This is a genomic window from Nostoc sphaeroides, assembly GCF_003443655.1.
In the GTDB taxonomy this organism is placed as follows: domain Bacteria; phylum Cyanobacteriota; class Cyanobacteriia; order Cyanobacteriales; family Nostocaceae; genus Nostoc; species Nostoc sphaeroides.
In genome coordinates, this window is record NZ_CP031941.1 from 1,926,878 (window position 1) to 1,942,016 (window position 15,139).

The 15,139-nt window shown below is 42.1% G+C and carries 16 protein-coding genes and 2 pseudogenes; 5 read left to right on the top strand and 13 right to left on the bottom strand.

Annotated features, from left to right (window positions below; all coding sequences use genetic code 11):
* Positions 1–87 precede the first annotated feature (87 nt).
* Entirely contained in the window at positions 88–762 is a 675-nt protein-coding gene (gene purQ, locus D1367_RS08735; RefSeq protein ID WP_118165751.1) for a phosphoribosylformylglycinamidine synthase subunit PurQ, read from the bottom strand.
* Positions 763–1,098: 336 nt separating this feature from the next.
* On the bottom strand, positions 1,099–1,377 hold the full coding sequence (gene purS, locus D1367_RS08745; protein WP_118165755.1) for a phosphoribosylformylglycinamidine synthase subunit PurS: 279 nt from the start codon (positions 1,375–1,377) through the stop codon (positions 1,099–1,101).
* Positions 1,378–1,521: 144 nt separating this feature from the next.
* Here purS and D1367_RS08750 point away from each other — a divergent pair, with 144 nt between their 5' ends.
* The gene (locus tag D1367_RS08750) at positions 1,522–1,926 is read left to right on the top strand and encodes a Fur family transcriptional regulator (RefSeq protein ID WP_118165757.1); all 405 of its coding nucleotides are present in this window, start codon (positions 1,522–1,524) and stop codon (positions 1,924–1,926) included.
* Between the two features lie 158 nt (positions 1,927–2,084).
* Here the strand turns inward: D1367_RS08750 and D1367_RS08755 are convergent, their stop codons facing one another.
* From D1367_RS08755 to D1367_RS08775, 5 genes and pseudogenes are all read right to left on the bottom strand, one after another.
* The gene (locus D1367_RS08755; protein ID WP_118165759.1) at positions 2,085–2,654 is read right to left on the bottom strand and encodes a Uma2 family endonuclease; all 570 of its coding nucleotides are present in this window, start codon (positions 2,652–2,654) and stop codon (positions 2,085–2,087) included.
* Between the two features lie 263 nt (positions 2,655–2,917).
* Complete coding sequence (locus D1367_RS33070; protein WP_338042148.1) at positions 2,918–3,100, bottom strand: DUF5615 family PIN-like protein; 183 nt, start codon at positions 3,098–3,100, stop codon at positions 2,918–2,920.
* A 178-nt stretch (positions 3,101–3,278) separates the two neighbouring features.
* On the bottom strand, positions 3,279–3,626 hold the full coding sequence (locus D1367_RS08765; RefSeq protein WP_118165761.1) for a DUF433 domain-containing protein: 348 nt from the start codon (positions 3,624–3,626) through the stop codon (positions 3,279–3,281).
* Between the two features lie 539 nt (positions 3,627–4,165).
* Positions 4,166–5,173: pseudogene (locus D1367_RS08770) on the bottom strand (SPFH domain-containing protein).
* A gap of 214 nt (positions 5,174–5,387) precedes the next feature.
* Positions 5,388–5,822: an NfeD family protein gene (locus tag D1367_RS08775; protein WP_118165764.1), complete on the bottom strand. Its 435-nt coding sequence runs from the start codon at positions 5,820–5,822 to the stop codon at positions 5,388–5,390.
* Positions 5,823–6,055: 233 nt separating this feature from the next.
* Here D1367_RS08775 and D1367_RS08780 point away from each other — a divergent pair, with 233 nt between their 5' ends.
* From D1367_RS08780 to D1367_RS08790, 3 genes are all read left to right on the top strand, one after another.
* Positions 6,056–8,074, top strand: a complete 2,019-nt coding sequence (locus tag D1367_RS08780; RefSeq protein ID WP_118165766.1) for a protein phosphatase 2C domain-containing protein — start codon at positions 6,056–6,058, stop codon at positions 8,072–8,074.
* Positions 8,075–8,189: 115 nt separating this feature from the next.
* Positions 8,190–8,528, top strand: a complete 339-nt coding sequence (locus tag D1367_RS08785) for a hypothetical protein (RefSeq protein WP_118165768.1) — start codon at positions 8,190–8,192, stop codon at positions 8,526–8,528.
* Between the two features lie 400 nt (positions 8,529–8,928).
* A complete protein-coding gene (locus D1367_RS08790; RefSeq protein WP_181985194.1) occupies positions 8,929–9,150 on the top strand; it encodes a ferredoxin-thioredoxin reductase variable chain in 222 nt (73 codons plus the stop codon).
* A gap of 5 nt (positions 9,151–9,155) precedes the next feature.
* On the opposite strand, the gene D1367_RS08795 is transcribed toward D1367_RS08790, so the two are convergent.
* On the bottom strand, positions 9,156–9,377 hold the full coding sequence (locus tag D1367_RS08795) for a hypothetical protein (RefSeq protein WP_118165772.1): 222 nt from the start codon (positions 9,375–9,377) through the stop codon (positions 9,156–9,158).
* Between the two features lie 747 nt (positions 9,378–10,124).
* On the opposite strand from D1367_RS08795, the gene D1367_RS08805 reads away from it, so the two are divergent.
* On the top strand, positions 10,125–11,030 hold the full coding sequence (locus tag D1367_RS08805; RefSeq protein ID WP_118171243.1) for an IS982 family transposase: 906 nt from the start codon (positions 10,125–10,127) through the stop codon (positions 11,028–11,030).
* Between the two features lie 85 nt (positions 11,031–11,115).
* On the opposite strand, the gene D1367_RS08810 is transcribed toward D1367_RS08805, so the two are convergent.
* The 5 genes and pseudogenes from D1367_RS08810 to D1367_RS08830 all read right to left on the bottom strand — a co-directional run bounded on the left by D1367_RS08810 (position 11,116) and on the right by D1367_RS08830 (position 15,039).
* Positions 11,116–11,907, bottom strand: a complete 792-nt coding sequence (locus D1367_RS08810) for a YdcF family protein (RefSeq protein ID WP_118165775.1) — start codon at positions 11,905–11,907, stop codon at positions 11,116–11,118.
* A 124-nt stretch (positions 11,908–12,031) separates the two neighbouring features.
* Positions 12,032–12,539 (bottom strand): annotated as a pseudogene (locus D1367_RS08815) (hypothetical protein); the annotation flags it as partial.
* Between the two features lie 132 nt (positions 12,540–12,671).
* Positions 12,672–12,881 (bottom strand): hypothetical protein, encoded by a 210-nt coding sequence (locus D1367_RS08820; protein ID WP_118165780.1) that lies wholly within the window; start codon positions 12,879–12,881, stop codon positions 12,672–12,674.
* Between the two features lie 144 nt (positions 12,882–13,025).
* Positions 13,026–14,561, bottom strand: coding sequence for a bifunctional aminoglycoside phosphotransferase/ATP-binding protein (locus D1367_RS08825; RefSeq protein ID WP_118165782.1), 1,536 nt, complete (start codon positions 14,559–14,561; stop codon positions 13,026–13,028).
* A 199-nt stretch (positions 14,562–14,760) separates the two neighbouring features.
* A complete protein-coding gene (locus D1367_RS08830) occupies positions 14,761–15,039 on the bottom strand; it encodes a hypothetical protein (protein WP_181985113.1) in 279 nt (92 codons plus the stop codon).
* Between the last annotated feature and the right edge of the window lie 100 nt (positions 15,040–15,139).

Below are 15,139 nucleotides of genomic sequence, written 5' to 3' on the forward strand. Positions count from 1 at the left end.
CGATAAATCGCCGTCTCTACAAGCGGGGCAAAAATCAAATTACCATTTTAAAACTAACTTTTAACTTTTGATTTCCGCCCTGCGGTGTTAGGCTAATGCCGCTACCTTCTCTAACAATCCTTGAAACAGCCTCAAGCCATCGCTATTCCCCAGCATCGCGTCAGATGCTCTTTCTGGGTGCGGCATCATCCCCAACACATTGCCTTGGCGATCGCAAATTCCGGCAATGTTGTTCAGTGAACCGTTGGGATTCTCCCCTTCATAGCGAAACACAACTTGCCCGTTATCTTCAATTTCTGCCAGAGTGGCTGCGTCAGCGTAGAATTGTCCCTCACCGTGGGCAATGGGCAAAGTGATAACTTCACCAGTTGTATAAGCTTGCGTCCAAGGGAGATTAGTCCGCTCAACTTTTAAGGGGACGCGATCGCAAATAAAATGCAAATCCCGATTTTTAGTTAACACCCCTGGCAAAAGTCCAGCTTCAGTTAATACCTGAAAACCGTTGCAAATACCGATTACAAACTTACCCTTTTGGGCATGTTCGATAACCTGCTGCATCACGGGTGAAAAACGCGCGATCGCACCGCAGCGCAGATAATCCCCGTAACTAAAGCCACCAGGGATAATAACGACATCCAAATCAGCAATGTCCGTTTCTTGATGCCAAACCATGCGAGTCGGTTGTAAGAGCAAGTCTCTGGTTACATAAGCAACATCGCGATCGCAATTAGAACCGGGAAAAACAACAACACCGAATTTCATGATTAGTTAATGGGAGTGGGGAGTGGGGAGTGGGGAGTGGGGAGTGGGGAGTGGGGCAATACTGCTCGGATAAGCAGGGGAGGCAGGGGAAGCAGGGGAGGCAGGGGAGGCAAAACTCTTCCCCTGCCTCCATTTCTCCCCCTGCTCCCCCTGCTTGCCTCAACGAAGAAATTCCTTAACCGAGCAGTATTGGGGAGTGGGGGGCAGGGGGCAGGGGGGCAGGGAGGATGAGGGAGACTCAAATCAGTGAACAGTTATCAGTGAACAGTTATCACAGACGATTTTCTTAACTGATAACTGATAACTGACAACTGATAACTGCCCCATGCCCAATCCTTAAAATACCCCAGTCTGGGTTTCGACCTCAATCAAATCAAAGCGATAATTTTCAATCACGGGATTTGCTAGCATTTGGTCACAAATGCTAGTGAGGTCTTGACGCGCTTTCTTCTCATCAGACGAAGTGATGGTGAGTTCAATGTACTTACCAATCCGCACCTGGTCAACGTTCTCGTATCCCATTTGCTTAAGACCGGATTGTACAGCCACGCCAGCAGGGTCTAAGACTGAAGGACGAAGCGTCACGAAAATTTTGGCTAGATACTTGGTTTGCACGGGCTTTTGCTGAATGCTGCGATCGCTATACTATAACTTTCTGTTCCAACTGAGTCAAAATAAGATTACGAAGCGGTTAAAGTTAATTGATCCATTAGCCTATCTAACAGCTTCAACTACAGTGGCATATTTAAATTATTGTCTATGAGAGCCATACGCACCCGCAGTCAAGAGCGTATTTACAACCTACTGAAAACCATCAAAAAAGGCATTTCCGCTCAAGATATTTACGTAGAACTACGTAACACAAATCAGAGCATGGGTTTAGCGACAGTTTACCGTTCCCTAGAAGCCTTAAAACTCGAAGGCATGGTACAAGTGCGGAATTTGGCTAATGGTGAAGCCCTCTATAGCCTAGCGCAGCAAGACAAACACCACCTTACTTGCTTGCAATGCGGTGTCTCAATTCCAATTCATCAATGCCCCGTGCATGACCTAGAAAACCAGTTAGAATCCAGCCATAAGTTTAAAGTTTTTTATCACACCCTAGAGTTTTTTGGGTTGTGCAGCGAATGCCAAGTAAATCAAGCTACTGGGATTAATCAATAGTTATATCCCATTAGTAACGGCTGATGAGGCTTTAGCAAGAAGTGCTGAGGTTTTAGGAGTTGAGGTTTTGTTACTGCGGTAAATCAGCCTTCCTTTACAAGTCTTCATTTTCCATAATGATTCAGAAGTGCGTTAGCGTCAGCTTACTGTTGCTTTATTCAAACAAAACTCAACCAACTAAATACATCTGCAACTGTTAATTGCCAATTTTCAATAACACTCAAAACGGGTAAAATATCTTGTTTCTCTTTTAATTCTGGTAATTTATTGGGTTCAAAAATCATGATTGACTCATCAGCCGAATCGAGCAACCAACCTAGCTTTGCTCCATTTTGAATAGAAAAAGTAATTTTGCTGATAACTCGGTTAGGTGATTGTTCTGGTGATAGAATTTCAATTATCCAATCTGGAGGAATTACAAATTTATTTGTAATTCTACCTTTTACATCAAGGGGAATTCTTTGCCATTCAAATACAGCAATATCTGGTACTATTGAACGACCTTCAAATGTACAGCGTAATTCAGGAAAGGCATAAGCTAGTTTTTGCGGTTTAGCAATCTCATTAATAGCTGTGACTAAACTGCTCTGTAACGTACTGTGTTCTCCTTGTGGCATAGGTTTTTGGTAGACTTGTCCGTTAAAATACTCGCTTGCTGGCTTTGTTTCTGGTACTTTTAAGAACTCTTCTACATTTAATGCTGTAGTTGACTGAATAGATAAGGTCATAATTTACAACTTATCAAAACTTGATTATTTCATTATGAGAAGAATGGGACGAGTCGTGCATAGCCGTAGCCCGTCATAGACATCGTATTCTTTTCAGTAGCCATTGTAATTTTATCAAATAGGTCAGATGAAATATGCGATCGCATAAAGTTTATAGCGCAATACGGTTCAGTTAAGGATTTTTGGTACTAATTTTAGACCTGTAGAGACGCGAAATTTCGCGTCTTTACCAAGGTTTTTGGGCTTAACTGAACTGTATTGGTTTATAGCGTTGTAGAAGAAAATCGATTAACGCGAATAACTTTTCCTGTTAATGTTGATTCTGTAGAAATCACCGCATCAATATTTGTTGCTAATCGATTCCAATCTAAATCATCTTTGCAGGCAATTATCCCGGTATGTTCGGGTTTAATCTTATGTAATTTAAAAAAATCACGACGATTAATAGTTAATACAACCCGATTTTATAATATTGCAAACTCTAACACCATATCATCAGAAATTCCGGCTTTACCTGCTTCTTGTATAGTGATAACATCATGTCAAAAAGTACGTAATAATTCTACCGATTTACGGGGAAACTGCTCATCTGCTAACAACCTTGCCATACATCAATAAAATATTTTAAGAAGCATCTAAAATTGCATCAGCTTGTTCTTGTTCGTAGATAGCAGTATCAATTTCGTCAGGGAATGCTTCAGCATAAAGCCATGCTGTTACCAAGTTAGCTGCGCTAAGTTGAGGATATTGATCTAGAATATCAGCATCTTTAGCACCTTGTCGTCGATAACTTACCAACAACCAAATAGGAATGCGTGTTCCGGCAATACAAGCATCAGCACCCATTACACCAGGGGTTTTGGTAATTCCATCATTGTTGCTACTAATACCTTGGGTTAAGATGCGAATTGCTTCCACCTTTTGGGCTGGTGTTAGGGATAGTAACTGTGTTTCTAACTCTTGGGCTGTCATTGGAAACTATCTAAGATTAACTATATTTTAACGAGGTTTGAAAATTTACTATAAAAGCGCGACGCCGAGTAGTCCTTCGTAGACATCGCGCTAGCTTACCTTAACCCTCTTTTGTCACTCTCAGAAAACAATAATCGAAGCCAAGTTCTGAGACTTTAATTTAATCTAACGTGAGTTCGACAAGTCTTATTTGACCGAATAATTCGTAATTCGTAATTCGTAATTCGTAATTAAAAATTACTAAATTAATTATTAATTAATTCATTCTGGGTACAGAGCCACCTAATTTTAATTATGAAAAAGAAAAAAATGCGTAGCATCTTTACTACAAGCCCCAGCCTAAAATGCATGGGGTAATAATTACGAATTACGAACTTGTACTGAGCGTAGCCGAAGTATTAACAATTACGAATTATTGTGACCTGTTCTGGGTTAATTATCATTGGGCATGGGGCATGGGGAAGAAATTAATCTCTACTTCCTAATCTCTCCCACTCTTAACTCCTAACTCCCCACTCCCCACTCCCCATTCCCCATTCTTAACTAGGGCGGTTATTTTCTAATCCTGGGATTTGCTTAGAAAACAACTCGTTAGAGTCAACCTGAGCATTTGAGATAACGGAACGCATACCTTCAAAAGCAGCAGGAATAGTGCGCGGATCTATAAATAAGACCTTGCTGCTATCGCTTCTACCAATCGTCGCGCCCATATCTAGATAGCCCAAGGCAAACAGAACTTCAACTGCTTTATTGGCATTGGGGTTAGTGTGGAGTTTTTGGGCAATAATTTCTGCTGATTCTGCGATCGCCTGGGCTTTCAAAACCTGCTGCTGACGTTCTGCTTGAGCTTTCATCACCAGCGACTTTTGTTCAGCTTCCGCTTGCAAAATTGTCGATTTTTGACGAGCTTCGGCATCCAATATTTGTGCCTCAGCTTTACCTCTGGCGCTATTGACAGCAGCCTCGCGTTCGCCCTCAGAAGTTAAAATTGCTGCCCGTTTGCGTCGTTCTGCCGACATTTGCAATTCCATTGATTCACGCACCGCCTGAGACGGAATAATATCTCGCAATTCCACCCGTGTCACTTTCACACCCCAAGGATCGGTAGCAACATCCAAATCTTGTAATAAAAGTTCACTGATGTGCGATCGAGCAGTAAAGGTTTGATCCAACTCCAGTTGCCCCATTTCGGCGCGAATTTGAGTCAGCACCATATTTACCATTGCCGACTAGAGATTTTCTACCTTGTACCAGGCTTTTTCCATATCCACAATGCGCCAGTAAAACACTGCATCCACCTCAATGCCAACATTGTCACGGGTAATGCACTGTTGGGGAGGAATATCTAAGACTTTTTCCTTGATAGTTTCTCGGTAGACAATTTTATCTAAGAAAGGAATGACAAAGTTTAGTCCTGGTTCCAGTTTCTTGTTATAACTACCCAATCTTTCCACCAAAGCTTGATTGCCCTGATTGACGACTTTCACAGAACCTGCTACAGCAGAACCACCAAGGGCTAAAAATACTAGTAAAAAGAACTGTTCCATAGTGAATCTCCTAATTTTTAATAAAGATAAAGGGAGTGGGGAGTAGGGAATAGGGAGTGGGGGATGAGGGAGATGAGAAGGATAAAGGAGATAGATAACTCCAAACTCCAAACTCCAAACTCCAAACTCCTAACTCCTAACTCCTAACTCCTAACTCCAAACTCCTAACTCCTAACTCCTAACTCCTAACTCCAAACTCCTAACTCCCCATTAACTAAGAATTCAACAGATTTTCTGGTATCACAATCAAAGTAGTACCTTCTCTCCTAACCACATAAACTCTTTGATTGGGTGGTACGGTAAATTTGTCATCGTCACATCGTGCTTGCCAAGAATTTCCCTCATACCGCACCCGCCCTGTTTTTCCAGGCAGAATTTCTGTTAAAGTTTCAGCTATGACTGCATCCCGAATTTTTGATTTGCGTTGTCTTGGTTGCAAAAACCGACGGGAAAACAAAACTAATGCTGTAGAAAACAACAGCCAAAGTAAAACTTGCAACCATACACTTCCCAAACCCACTACAGATAGCAGCGCCACCACAAAAGCGCTGATTCCCATCATGAATGCGACAAACGCCGATGGTAAGAATAGTTCCATCAAACACAGAACTGCTCCTGCCAGAAGCCAGATTAAGGTAAAACTTGGCATAGCGCCATCCTAAACTCTACATTGACGTAAATGCATTTCTACGATTAGATACAGCCAGACGTAAGTTATTTACAGAAAACAAAATTTGGTATTTTTACCAATAATTTTGATTAATTTCAGTAACAAGATGTAGCTAGCGGTACACAAGTCCAGTCTATTCTAGCCTTCAAATCTTTGCCAGCTAAAGTTAATCGAAGTTCATAAGTTGATTGGTTTGTTAAATTTATACCTTTATGATTTCTACTCAACTGATAATTTATTGTATAAATCCAGGCTGTAATAGCCCGATTAATCCTATTGGAGATAGTGTTTGTGCGACTTGTCAAACTCCTTTAGTTCACCGCTATCTTTGGGCTACTGGCTCATTGTCTGCCAAAATCTCACCAGGTAGGAGGGTAGCAGATAGGTATGAGGTAATTAGTCCCCAAGTTTGGCTGGATACTCAACCGGGATTACCGCCAGATGTACCTGAAGAATTGCCAACGGAAGTAATTTCTTATCTACGGTTATATCAAGAGCGATTACATCTCCCCCAGGCTTATGGGTTTGCTAATAATCTTGAGGGAGATACAACTGATATCCTCTTATTAGAAAATGTGCCGATAGATGAAACAGGAAATATCTATCCAACTATTGTTGAGGCATGGGAGCAAGCAACGGCGGTACGACAAGTTTATTGGCTGTGGCAAATTCTCCAACTTTGGACACCTTTATCAGAATTAGGACTTAGCCGCAGTTTACTAGTAGTAGACAATTTGAGAGTTCAAGGTTGGTGTGTGCGCCTGTTGGAACTCTACCAAACACCAGCAGATGAGAAACTGAGTTTACAAAATCTGGGAGAGTATTGGCAGTTTTGGCTAGCGTCTGCAAAGGCATCAGTAGCCAAAGGGTTACAGAAAATAGTCGAGCAGATGTGTGATGAGGTTGAGTTAGAGACTATTAATATTCAACTGAATAATTTACTACTAGCATCTGCTGCGGAATTGCCATTAGTTTTGAAGGTGGCAGGCTCTACAGATATTGGCCCAATTATGCCGCAAAATGAAGACGCTTGCTACCCAAATGCTTTAAGTGACTTAGATGAACCTTTATTGCCTCACTTGTCGATTGTTTGCGATGGCATTGGCGGACATGAAGGCGGGGAGGTTGCTAGTAGGTTGGCGGTGGAGTCTGTAAAGTTGCAAATTCGCGCTTTACTCAAGGAGGTTACAGAACAAACTGTACTTGTACCACCAGAGTTGTTGCAGGAACAATTAGAAGCAAGCTTGCGGGTGGTAAATAATCTGATTAGTGCCCGGAATAATCAACAAAAACGCCAAGGCAAAGAACGCATGGCTACAACTATTGTGATGGCGGTGCAAGTTCCCCAACGAGTGCAGACGAGTACAGGGTGGCAATCAAATAATACCCATGAACTTTACTTGGCTAATGTTGGCGATAGCCGTGCTTATTGGATTACTCACAATTATTGTCAGCTACTCACAGTAGATGATGATGTGGCAACGCGGGAAGTACGCTATGGTAAAAGCTTGTATCGAAAGGCACTTTTGAGAGCAGATGCTAGTGCCTTAACTCAAGCATTAGGCACAAGAGATTCAGAATCTTTGCGTTTTAAAGTTCAGCGATTTATTGTAGAAGAAGATGGCATATTGCTACTTTGTTCTGATGGTTTAAGTGATAATAACTTGGTGGAACAATCTTGGCAAAATTATGCAATACCCTTGTTAAGAGGTGAACTGACAGTTGAAGATGCTGTCCGCAACTGGATTGACTTGGCAAACGAAAAAAATGGGCGTGATAATACGTCGGTTGTTCTCACTTATTGCCGTGTCTCCCCAGAATACTTAGTACCTGTGACTCCAGCTTTGCCAGAAGAAATTATAGAAGCAGAGATACAAGAAGAACCAGAGGAACTAGAAAAATTAGAAGAACTAGAAGAACTAGAGGAACTAGAAGAACTAAAACTGGAAGAACCAATTTCTTTTACAGAAAGTTCGCAAGCTTTGCTAGATTTGGATCTAGATTTGGATCTTTCAGAAGAACCAGTTATAACCCCAGAAATTCCACCAACCTTAATTACAAAACCTAATCGGGGTAAACGTTTGATAATGCTGGGGGGAGCTTTAGCGTTGCTTGTGGGAGGTACAAGTCTGGGATTATTAGCTTGGTGGCAATTTAATCCTCAAGGATTTCAGCAGATGTGTCGGCAACTTCCCCAAAGAGTGCAGCAAGTGTGTCCGGGTGGGAAATAGGGAATCAGAAGTGGGAACTAGCTTATAGTGACAACTATTGTAGGTTTATTACCTATTGTTAGTCACAAAAATTACGACTGAGATGACCAATTTTTAAACATTAGTCATCTCAGTCGTGACGGGAGCTGCTACAGAGTTAACGGGAACCGCTACAGAGTTAACGGGAACTGCTACAGAGTTAACGGGAACTGCTACAGAGTTAAGGGGAACCGCTACAGAGTTAACGGGAACCGCTACAGAGTTAAGGGGAACCGCTACAGAGTTAAGGGGAACCGCTACAGAGTTAACGGGAACCGCTACAGAGTTAAGGGGAACCGCTACAGAGTTAAGGGGAACCGCTACAGAGTTAAGGGGAACCGCTACAGAGTTAAGGGGAACCGCTACAGAGTTAACGGGAACCGTCTCAGTTGCAATGTTGCTGAAGACAGTTTCTAGATTTAGAGTCACGATTTAACTGGTGAGATAATACAGTGAAGCGATCGCAATAATAGCGCATCTGCCATACACGAAAATTGGTGAGAGAGTTGACCTGGGGAACATCCTAGAGTCAAGATAAAAGGGTTAGATATCTTGTCAAAGTACTAAGCACATCTAATAGATATCGCCTAATTCTCTTTCCTTTCCCTGTTTTGGGGTAAAGACGAAAGCTAGGGGCGATAGTTATTAACGCGGCAAAAAACTTAAAAAAGTACGCACGGATTGCTAAGACGTGCCTGGACGCAGAGGGTTAAATGCGCCGTTGCACCCCGATGAAGCGTCAAGAAATAGCTGATTAAATCAAATTCTAAGCGATTTAATCATATATTTTGTAGCAGATAGTTGTGGAAAAGAAAATGCTAGGTGTAAATGTTGTTATGAAAGTTGGCGATCGCGTCCGCGTTAAAGATTCGGTAGTAGTGTATCATCATCCTGAACATCGGAATCAGCCTTTTGACATCAAAGGCACTGAAGGCGATGTAGTAGGTATTGCCACCCAATGGCGAGACAGACCGGTAAGCGCTAATTTGCCGATTGTAGTCCAGTTTAGTAAAAAGTTTAAAGCCCATTTACGTGAAAATGAGTTAGAAGTCATCTAAATCACTTATCGGCGGCGAAACCACTGAAAAATATTCAGTTCGCCGCGCATTCTTTTAAGCTCTTGGCGGTTCTGTTCTGCTGTTGTATAATACCACTCACAATAACGCTGAAACTCTGACCGTGAACGAACTTCGTGGTAAAACTGATGGGTTGTTTGGTAAGCGGCAAATGCTTCCTCAACTTGCGGTTGAGGGGATGGCATAATATAAGGTAAATTTTTAGACATCTTAATAAAGTTGGGAGTTAGGAGTTAGGAGTGGGGAGTTAGGAGTTAGGAGTTAGGAGTTAGGAGTTGGGAGTTAGGAGTTAGGAGTTGGGAGTTGGGAGTTGGGAGTGGGGAGTTGGGAGTTGGGAGTTGGGAGTTAGGAGTTAGGAGTGGGGAGTTGGGAGTGCGGAGTTGGGAGTTAGGAGTTGGGAGTGGGGAGTTAGGAGTTAGGAGTGGGGAGTTGGGAGTGCGGAGTTGGGAGTTGGGAGTTGGGAGTTGGGAGTTGGGAGTTGGGAGTTGGGAGTTAGGAGTTAGGAGTTAGGAGTGGGGAGTTGGGAGTTGGGAGTTGGGAGTTTTGAATTCAGCCAACTACTGTACTTTATAAGTAATAACTCATAACTTATAAGTAGAGCGGCGTAAATAATTAAAGGTTCGTAGTGAGGACTTTAGTCCTCAAATAAGGACTAAAGTCCTCACTACGAACTAATTTCAATATTTTTTACATTACTTAACTTAGTTTGATTTATTCTCGCCTACTTACTTAAGTCATAACTCATAACTCATAACTCATAACTCATAACTCATAACTCATAACTCATAACTCATAACTCATAACTCATAACTCATAACTCATAACTCATAACTCATAACTCATAACTCATAACTCATAACTCATAACTCATAACTCACGCCTAATGTGAATTAGAGAAAAAAGGCGGGAGAAGTAAGAAGATGAAAGTTACCAGCTTTTCAACTCGGACTTCCCCCATGAATAGCATAGACTTTGGAACGCTATTAACGACAATCTTTGTAATGGTAGATGATTGGTATCAAAAGCAAGTACAAAAGACAACGCTCCTAAAACCAGGAGTGAAAGCAAGAATGAGCGATAGTGAAATCATGACACTGGCACTGGTAATGGATTATTTGCCCTTTCCAGGAGAAACACAGTTTCTGGGTTTTATCCGAGGAAATTACTTTGAATGGTTTCCAAATTTACTTGACCAAAGTCAATTTAATCGTCGCTTACGTAAGTTGGATGGAATGTTAGAGAACTTACGCCGCAGTTGGGTAGAGCAATTGGTTGGAGAAAGTGAAAAATATTTCCTTCTCGACACCAAACCATTACCAGTATTGGGACTCAAGCGAGACAAGCGACATAGCGATTTTGCAGCAAATGCTACTCCTGGCTGGTGTGCCGCTAGAGAAATGCGTTATTTTGGCTACAAACTAGTTATGCTGTCAACCTGGAATGGAATCCCTATTGCTTATGATATCGTGCCTGCTAATACAGATGAGAGAATTGCTGCTGATGGTGTTTTAGAGATGGTTAGTGCTAGTGACATTTACGCAGACAAAGGATTTATCTCTGCTGATTGGCAGGCCGCGATCGCTCGTCGCACTGGTAATCGAATCTGGACACTCAAGCGCGATAACCAGCATCTTCAACATTCTCAGGGCTTGAAGCGCTTTATTAGTCGTGTTCGCCAGCGTGTAGAAGGTGTTTTTCACGAAATTCAAAACACTGGTCGTAATCCCGAACGCTTACTCAACAAAACCGTTGATGGCTTTTGTGTACATATTGCAGCCAAGATTGCATCTCATACTCTACGTTTATTGCTCCGTCGCCGTTTTGGTATTGATGTTCTCACTTTCCAGTCTCAACCTATTTAATTCACATTAGGCGTAACTCATAACTCATAACTCATAACTCATAACTCATAACTCATAACTCATAACTCATAACTCATAACTTTAATTAGAGCCAACCGCGTAAGCGATAAACTAAAGAACCAATGTACTCTTTTAAAGCGGTGGTAAATTGGTGTAAGTTCTCAGTATCAGGTAATAAATTCAGTATAGCGGCTTTGGGAGTGCTGCCGAGTTCTTGCAGTTCACCCTCACTAACAAGAAAGTCAGTCGGTGCAGGAATGACATTAATTCCTTGACGTTGGAAAATTTTAAGCGATCGCGGTATATGCATTGCAGAAGTAACTAATAATACCTGATTTATGCCACGAGACTCCAAAATTTTGCGGACATTTACAGCATTTTGATAAGTATTTAGAGATTCAGGTTCTTGGATAATTGCCTCAGATGGAATACCAATAGATGTCAGTATTGTTGCCATATCTGCCGACTCTGGTGAACCACTACCACGCCAATCAATGCGCCCCCCGCTAAGAATGATTATAGGCGCTCTTTTTTGGCGATACAGTTGGGCAGCGTAGATTACGCGATCGCCTGCTTCACTCAAATCTACGGTAGGTCTTGGGGGAAAAGCTGATTTGGTTGCGCCACCCAAAACTACAATTGCTTCTGCAACTGGTATTTGGGCGAGTGGAAGATTTTGCCATTCTAGCGATCGCACTAATGATTTAGCAATCCAAGCATTACTACAAAATAGCAATAAAATTAGGGCAAAAGCAATTGCGATCGCCGCAGTGCGCGGTCGTTTCCACAACGTGACTAATGCTACTACCAAACTCACGCAGGCTAATCCTAGTGGATAAAAAAATAGTGGCAGTAATTTGGAAAAATATAAAAACATAGTGGGGAATGGGGAGATGAGGGAGACTCAAATCAGTGAACAGTTATCAGTGAACAGTTATCACAGACGATTTTCTTAACTGATAACTGACAACTGATAACTGCCCAATTCCCAAATTACTGCTTTTTTTCCAAAACCTGAAATTAATTTTTAGTACTTCCAGAGGTGCGACGGTAACGGCGGGTGGTTCTTCTTGTTTGCCGTTTGTTGATTCTGTCGTTGGTTGGTTCAATTTCACCCTCTTCTGATTCTTCAACTTGCAGCTGAGTTCTAGTTTCTTCCTTACTTCCCCACCAAGCAGTAATCCAGCCTCCAGCTAAAGCGCCTATTCCCCCTAGCAAGATACTCATGGGTGCTGGATACCCCAAATATACAAAGCCAAGCATGAAAAATAACCAGTATTTTAGTCCTGTATCAACACCATCAGAGGAGGCTACAGTTGGAGGCTTGGGGCTATTATCAGTTATATTTGTGATCCAGCCAAGGATAAAACCGCCCATTATTCCTAAGAAGATGCTCAGGGCTGGTGCGGAGCCGGTCATTATTAATATAAATATTAAAAATGCCCCAAATAACAACTGAGAAAAGAAGCTGGGAGAAATACTGAAAAAGTCGTTCTTTTTGTCTGCCATAGAGTAAAAAAAGGCTATTAACTAATTACTAATGACGCTCTCTTCTCTACGAGAGGCTGCGCCAACGAGACGCTAAAAGCGAACGCAGACTCGCTAACGCTACGCTAACGTAATTCCTAATTTTCGAATGAACTACCCCAAGCTGGCTTCGCCTGAGCTTGGGGTTTCTACATTCCCCAAGTCATTTTTAGCAAGCTTCCCTTGAGATTTCTGACGCTTCGTTTGTCCCAGTTGCTTCAAGATCCCCGCTTTTTTTCGGGTGCGTAAAGTAGAGCTAGTAACATCAGCGTCTGCGAGGACAGTTCCTGCCCCCGGTAGATTACCTTTAGCCCAGTAAAGCATAACTTCGGCAGCAGCTATATCTCTACTAGAAGTTGATTTTGGTCATAGATACAATCGTCGTCAACCGCTATCCTTCCCCACCCAGCATGAAGCTGAGGGTGGGGACTGCCGCGATACGTTCAATTACGAATTACGAATTACGAATTACGAATTATTTAATTGTGCCTGCTGTGGTTGAGTTGTATCGAAAATCTTTACGTAAGGTTGTTCTTCTTCAGTAAAAGATTCAGCTTGTTTGATTTGTGAGTCTAATAAATCGGCGGTGGCATCAGCGATATCACCAGTGCGGTTGTTCAGACGCTCTTTTATAACTTCAAGGGGTGCTGTGCATTGGATAATCTGAAGGGAAAGTTGGTGCTTTGTAGCTTGAGCGATCGCTTCTTGCCGCAACTGCTGGCGATCGTACTTGGCATCCAAAATCACCGAAAAACCTTGATTAGCCAGGATAATTCCCAATTCCAAGAGCCGTGTGTAGGTTTTTTCGGTCATCTCAGGGGTATACAAATCATCGCCACCTTTTTCCCACAGGGAAATTCCCCCTAAATGTTTCCGCACCGCATCAGAACGGAGGTGAATCGCTCCCATTTGACGCGCTAAATGCCTTGCTGTGGTACTTTTACCAGAACCTGACAACCCCGACATCAAAATAAGTTTTCCCTGCTTTGGTTTAGTGTATTCCCAAGCCTGTTTGTAATACTCAGCAGCAGTTTTTGTCGCTTCTTCTTTTACCGTAGCGGGTACACTCGGATCATCTAGCAAAAATGAAGTTACCTTTGCTCGAACATAAGCCTGACGGCTTAAATACAAAGGCAGCACCTGTAAGCCTTCCCAATCTCCAGTTTGCTCTATGTATGAATTCAAAAACGCATTACCCAAGTCTTTACGCTGTCGCGCTTCCAAATCCATCACCGTGAATGCCACATCGTACATCACATCGACAAAGCGAAACGGCTCATTAAACTCAATGCAATCGAACAGCAAGATTTTATCGTGCCACAACGCAATATTTCTCAGGTGTAAATCCCCGTGACATTCACGAATATAGTTGTTGTGAATTCTGCTAGCGAATAATTCTGGACGTTGGGCAAAAAAGTTATCTGTATATTGCTTTGTTTCTGTAAATTGCGCCTGTGTTTGGGGGCCACCAATATACTTCTCAGTTTGCTGATAATTCTCATCAAATGCAGTGCGAACTTTTGGTACTTCACCAAAACTGCGAATATAATCATTCGTCTGTGCTTGTGCATGATATTGAGCCACTACCCGTCCCAACTCTTCTAAGCGCGTCTCATCTAACTTACCCTGTTCAAAAAGTGTGCTTAATAGCGACTCTTGAGGAAACTGGCGCATCTTCAGCACGTATTCTACAGGCTCATCAGTTCCCCCTAGTTGGTATTGCTCCCCTACCAGAGTTATGGGCAAAACTTCTAAATACAGTTCACCAGCACCCCGTTGATTCAACCGCAACTCTTCTAGGGAAAAATGTTGCCGCTTCTTTAAGGTGGAAAAGTCTAAAAAACCAAAATTCATCGGTTTTTTTAGTTTATAGGCGTAATCCCCAGTCAACAGCACATAAGAAATGTGGGTTTGAATTAGTTGAATAGGTTCTGTTACCGCATGTGGATAAAATCTCGGTTGCAACATTTGCTCAATTAAAGCTGGAAGAGTCGCTTCTGTCATCTCTGTCCTCTGCGCTCTCTGCGCCTCTGCGGTTCAAATATAAAAAAACCAGGAGTTCCCCCCTGGTGTCATCAAAAATTATTACACAGTTTACCAATTGATTGTTGATAAGCTAATGCGTTTATATATTGCGCTATTTTCCGTGAAGACCGTCATTAGTCATTGGTCAACGAGCTAACCAAAATATCACAATTAATACCTAGTATACTATTACTATCTCATTGATTAGCGATCGCAGAAAATTAACTGAGCGCAGTTGCCTAGAACTAAATTCAGCCAGAGATTTTAGCTGTTTAGCTATCCATGAGCGTTTGTGTTGAGTCGCAGAGATGATCCGATTCAATATTAATTGACTGGCAGAGATGACTGTATTACTGATAATTTTAATTAACCATAACGTTGCTTGAATAGCGATCGCAGTTTTGCACCCTAACCATTTTGACGTTCTTATAGCGTTTCTCGTTCGGATGCAATACACTTTGACCTCACTTCCATTCCTCTCTCCTAAAAGGAGAGAGGCTTTGAATTTTACTCCCCAACGCTAGAAGGGAAAGGGCTGTTCTTGTTAGGTCTGTATT

What these genes read in the sequence shown, in the direction of transcription:
- purQ (WP_118165751.1), bottom strand. Translation starts at nt 762, where the DNA reads ATGAAATTCGGTGTTGTTGTTTTTCCCGGTTCTAATTGCGATCGCGAT.
- D1367_RS08750 (WP_118165757.1), top strand. Translation starts at nt 1,522, where the DNA reads ATGAGAGCCATACGCACCCGCAGTCAAGAGCGTATTTACAACCTACTG.
- D1367_RS08755 (WP_118165759.1), bottom strand. Translation starts at nt 2,654, where the DNA reads ATGACCTTATCTATTCAGTCAACTACAGCATTAAATGTAGAAGAGTTC.
- D1367_RS08765 (WP_118165761.1), bottom strand. Translation starts at nt 3,626, where the DNA reads ATGACAGCCCAAGAGTTAGAAACACAGTTACTATCCCTAACACCAGCC.
- D1367_RS08775 (WP_118165764.1), bottom strand. Translation starts at nt 5,822, where the DNA reads ATGCCAAGTTTTACCTTAATCTGGCTTCTGGCAGGAGCAGTTCTGTGT.
- D1367_RS08780 (WP_118165766.1), top strand. Translation starts at nt 6,056, where the DNA reads ATGATTTCTACTCAACTGATAATTTATTGTATAAATCCAGGCTGTAAT.
- D1367_RS08790 (WP_181985194.1), top strand. Translation starts at nt 8,929, where the DNA reads ATGAAAGTTGGCGATCGCGTCCGCGTTAAAGATTCGGTAGTAGTGTAT.
- D1367_RS08795 (WP_118165772.1), bottom strand. Translation starts at nt 9,377, where the DNA reads ATGTCTAAAAATTTACCTTATATTATGCCATCCCCTCAACCGCAAGTT.
- D1367_RS08805 (WP_118171243.1), top strand. Translation starts at nt 10,125, where the DNA reads ATGAATAGCATAGACTTTGGAACGCTATTAACGACAATCTTTGTAATG.
- D1367_RS08810 (WP_118165775.1), bottom strand. Translation starts at nt 11,907, where the DNA reads ATGTTTTTATATTTTTCCAAATTACTGCCACTATTTTTTTATCCACTA.
- D1367_RS08820 (WP_118165780.1), bottom strand. Translation starts at nt 12,881, where the DNA reads ATGCTTTACTGGGCTAAAGGTAATCTACCGGGGGCAGGAACTGTCCTC.
- D1367_RS08825 (WP_118165782.1), bottom strand. Translation starts at nt 14,561, where the DNA reads ATGACAGAAGCGACTCTTCCAGCTTTAATTGAGCAAATGTTGCAACCG.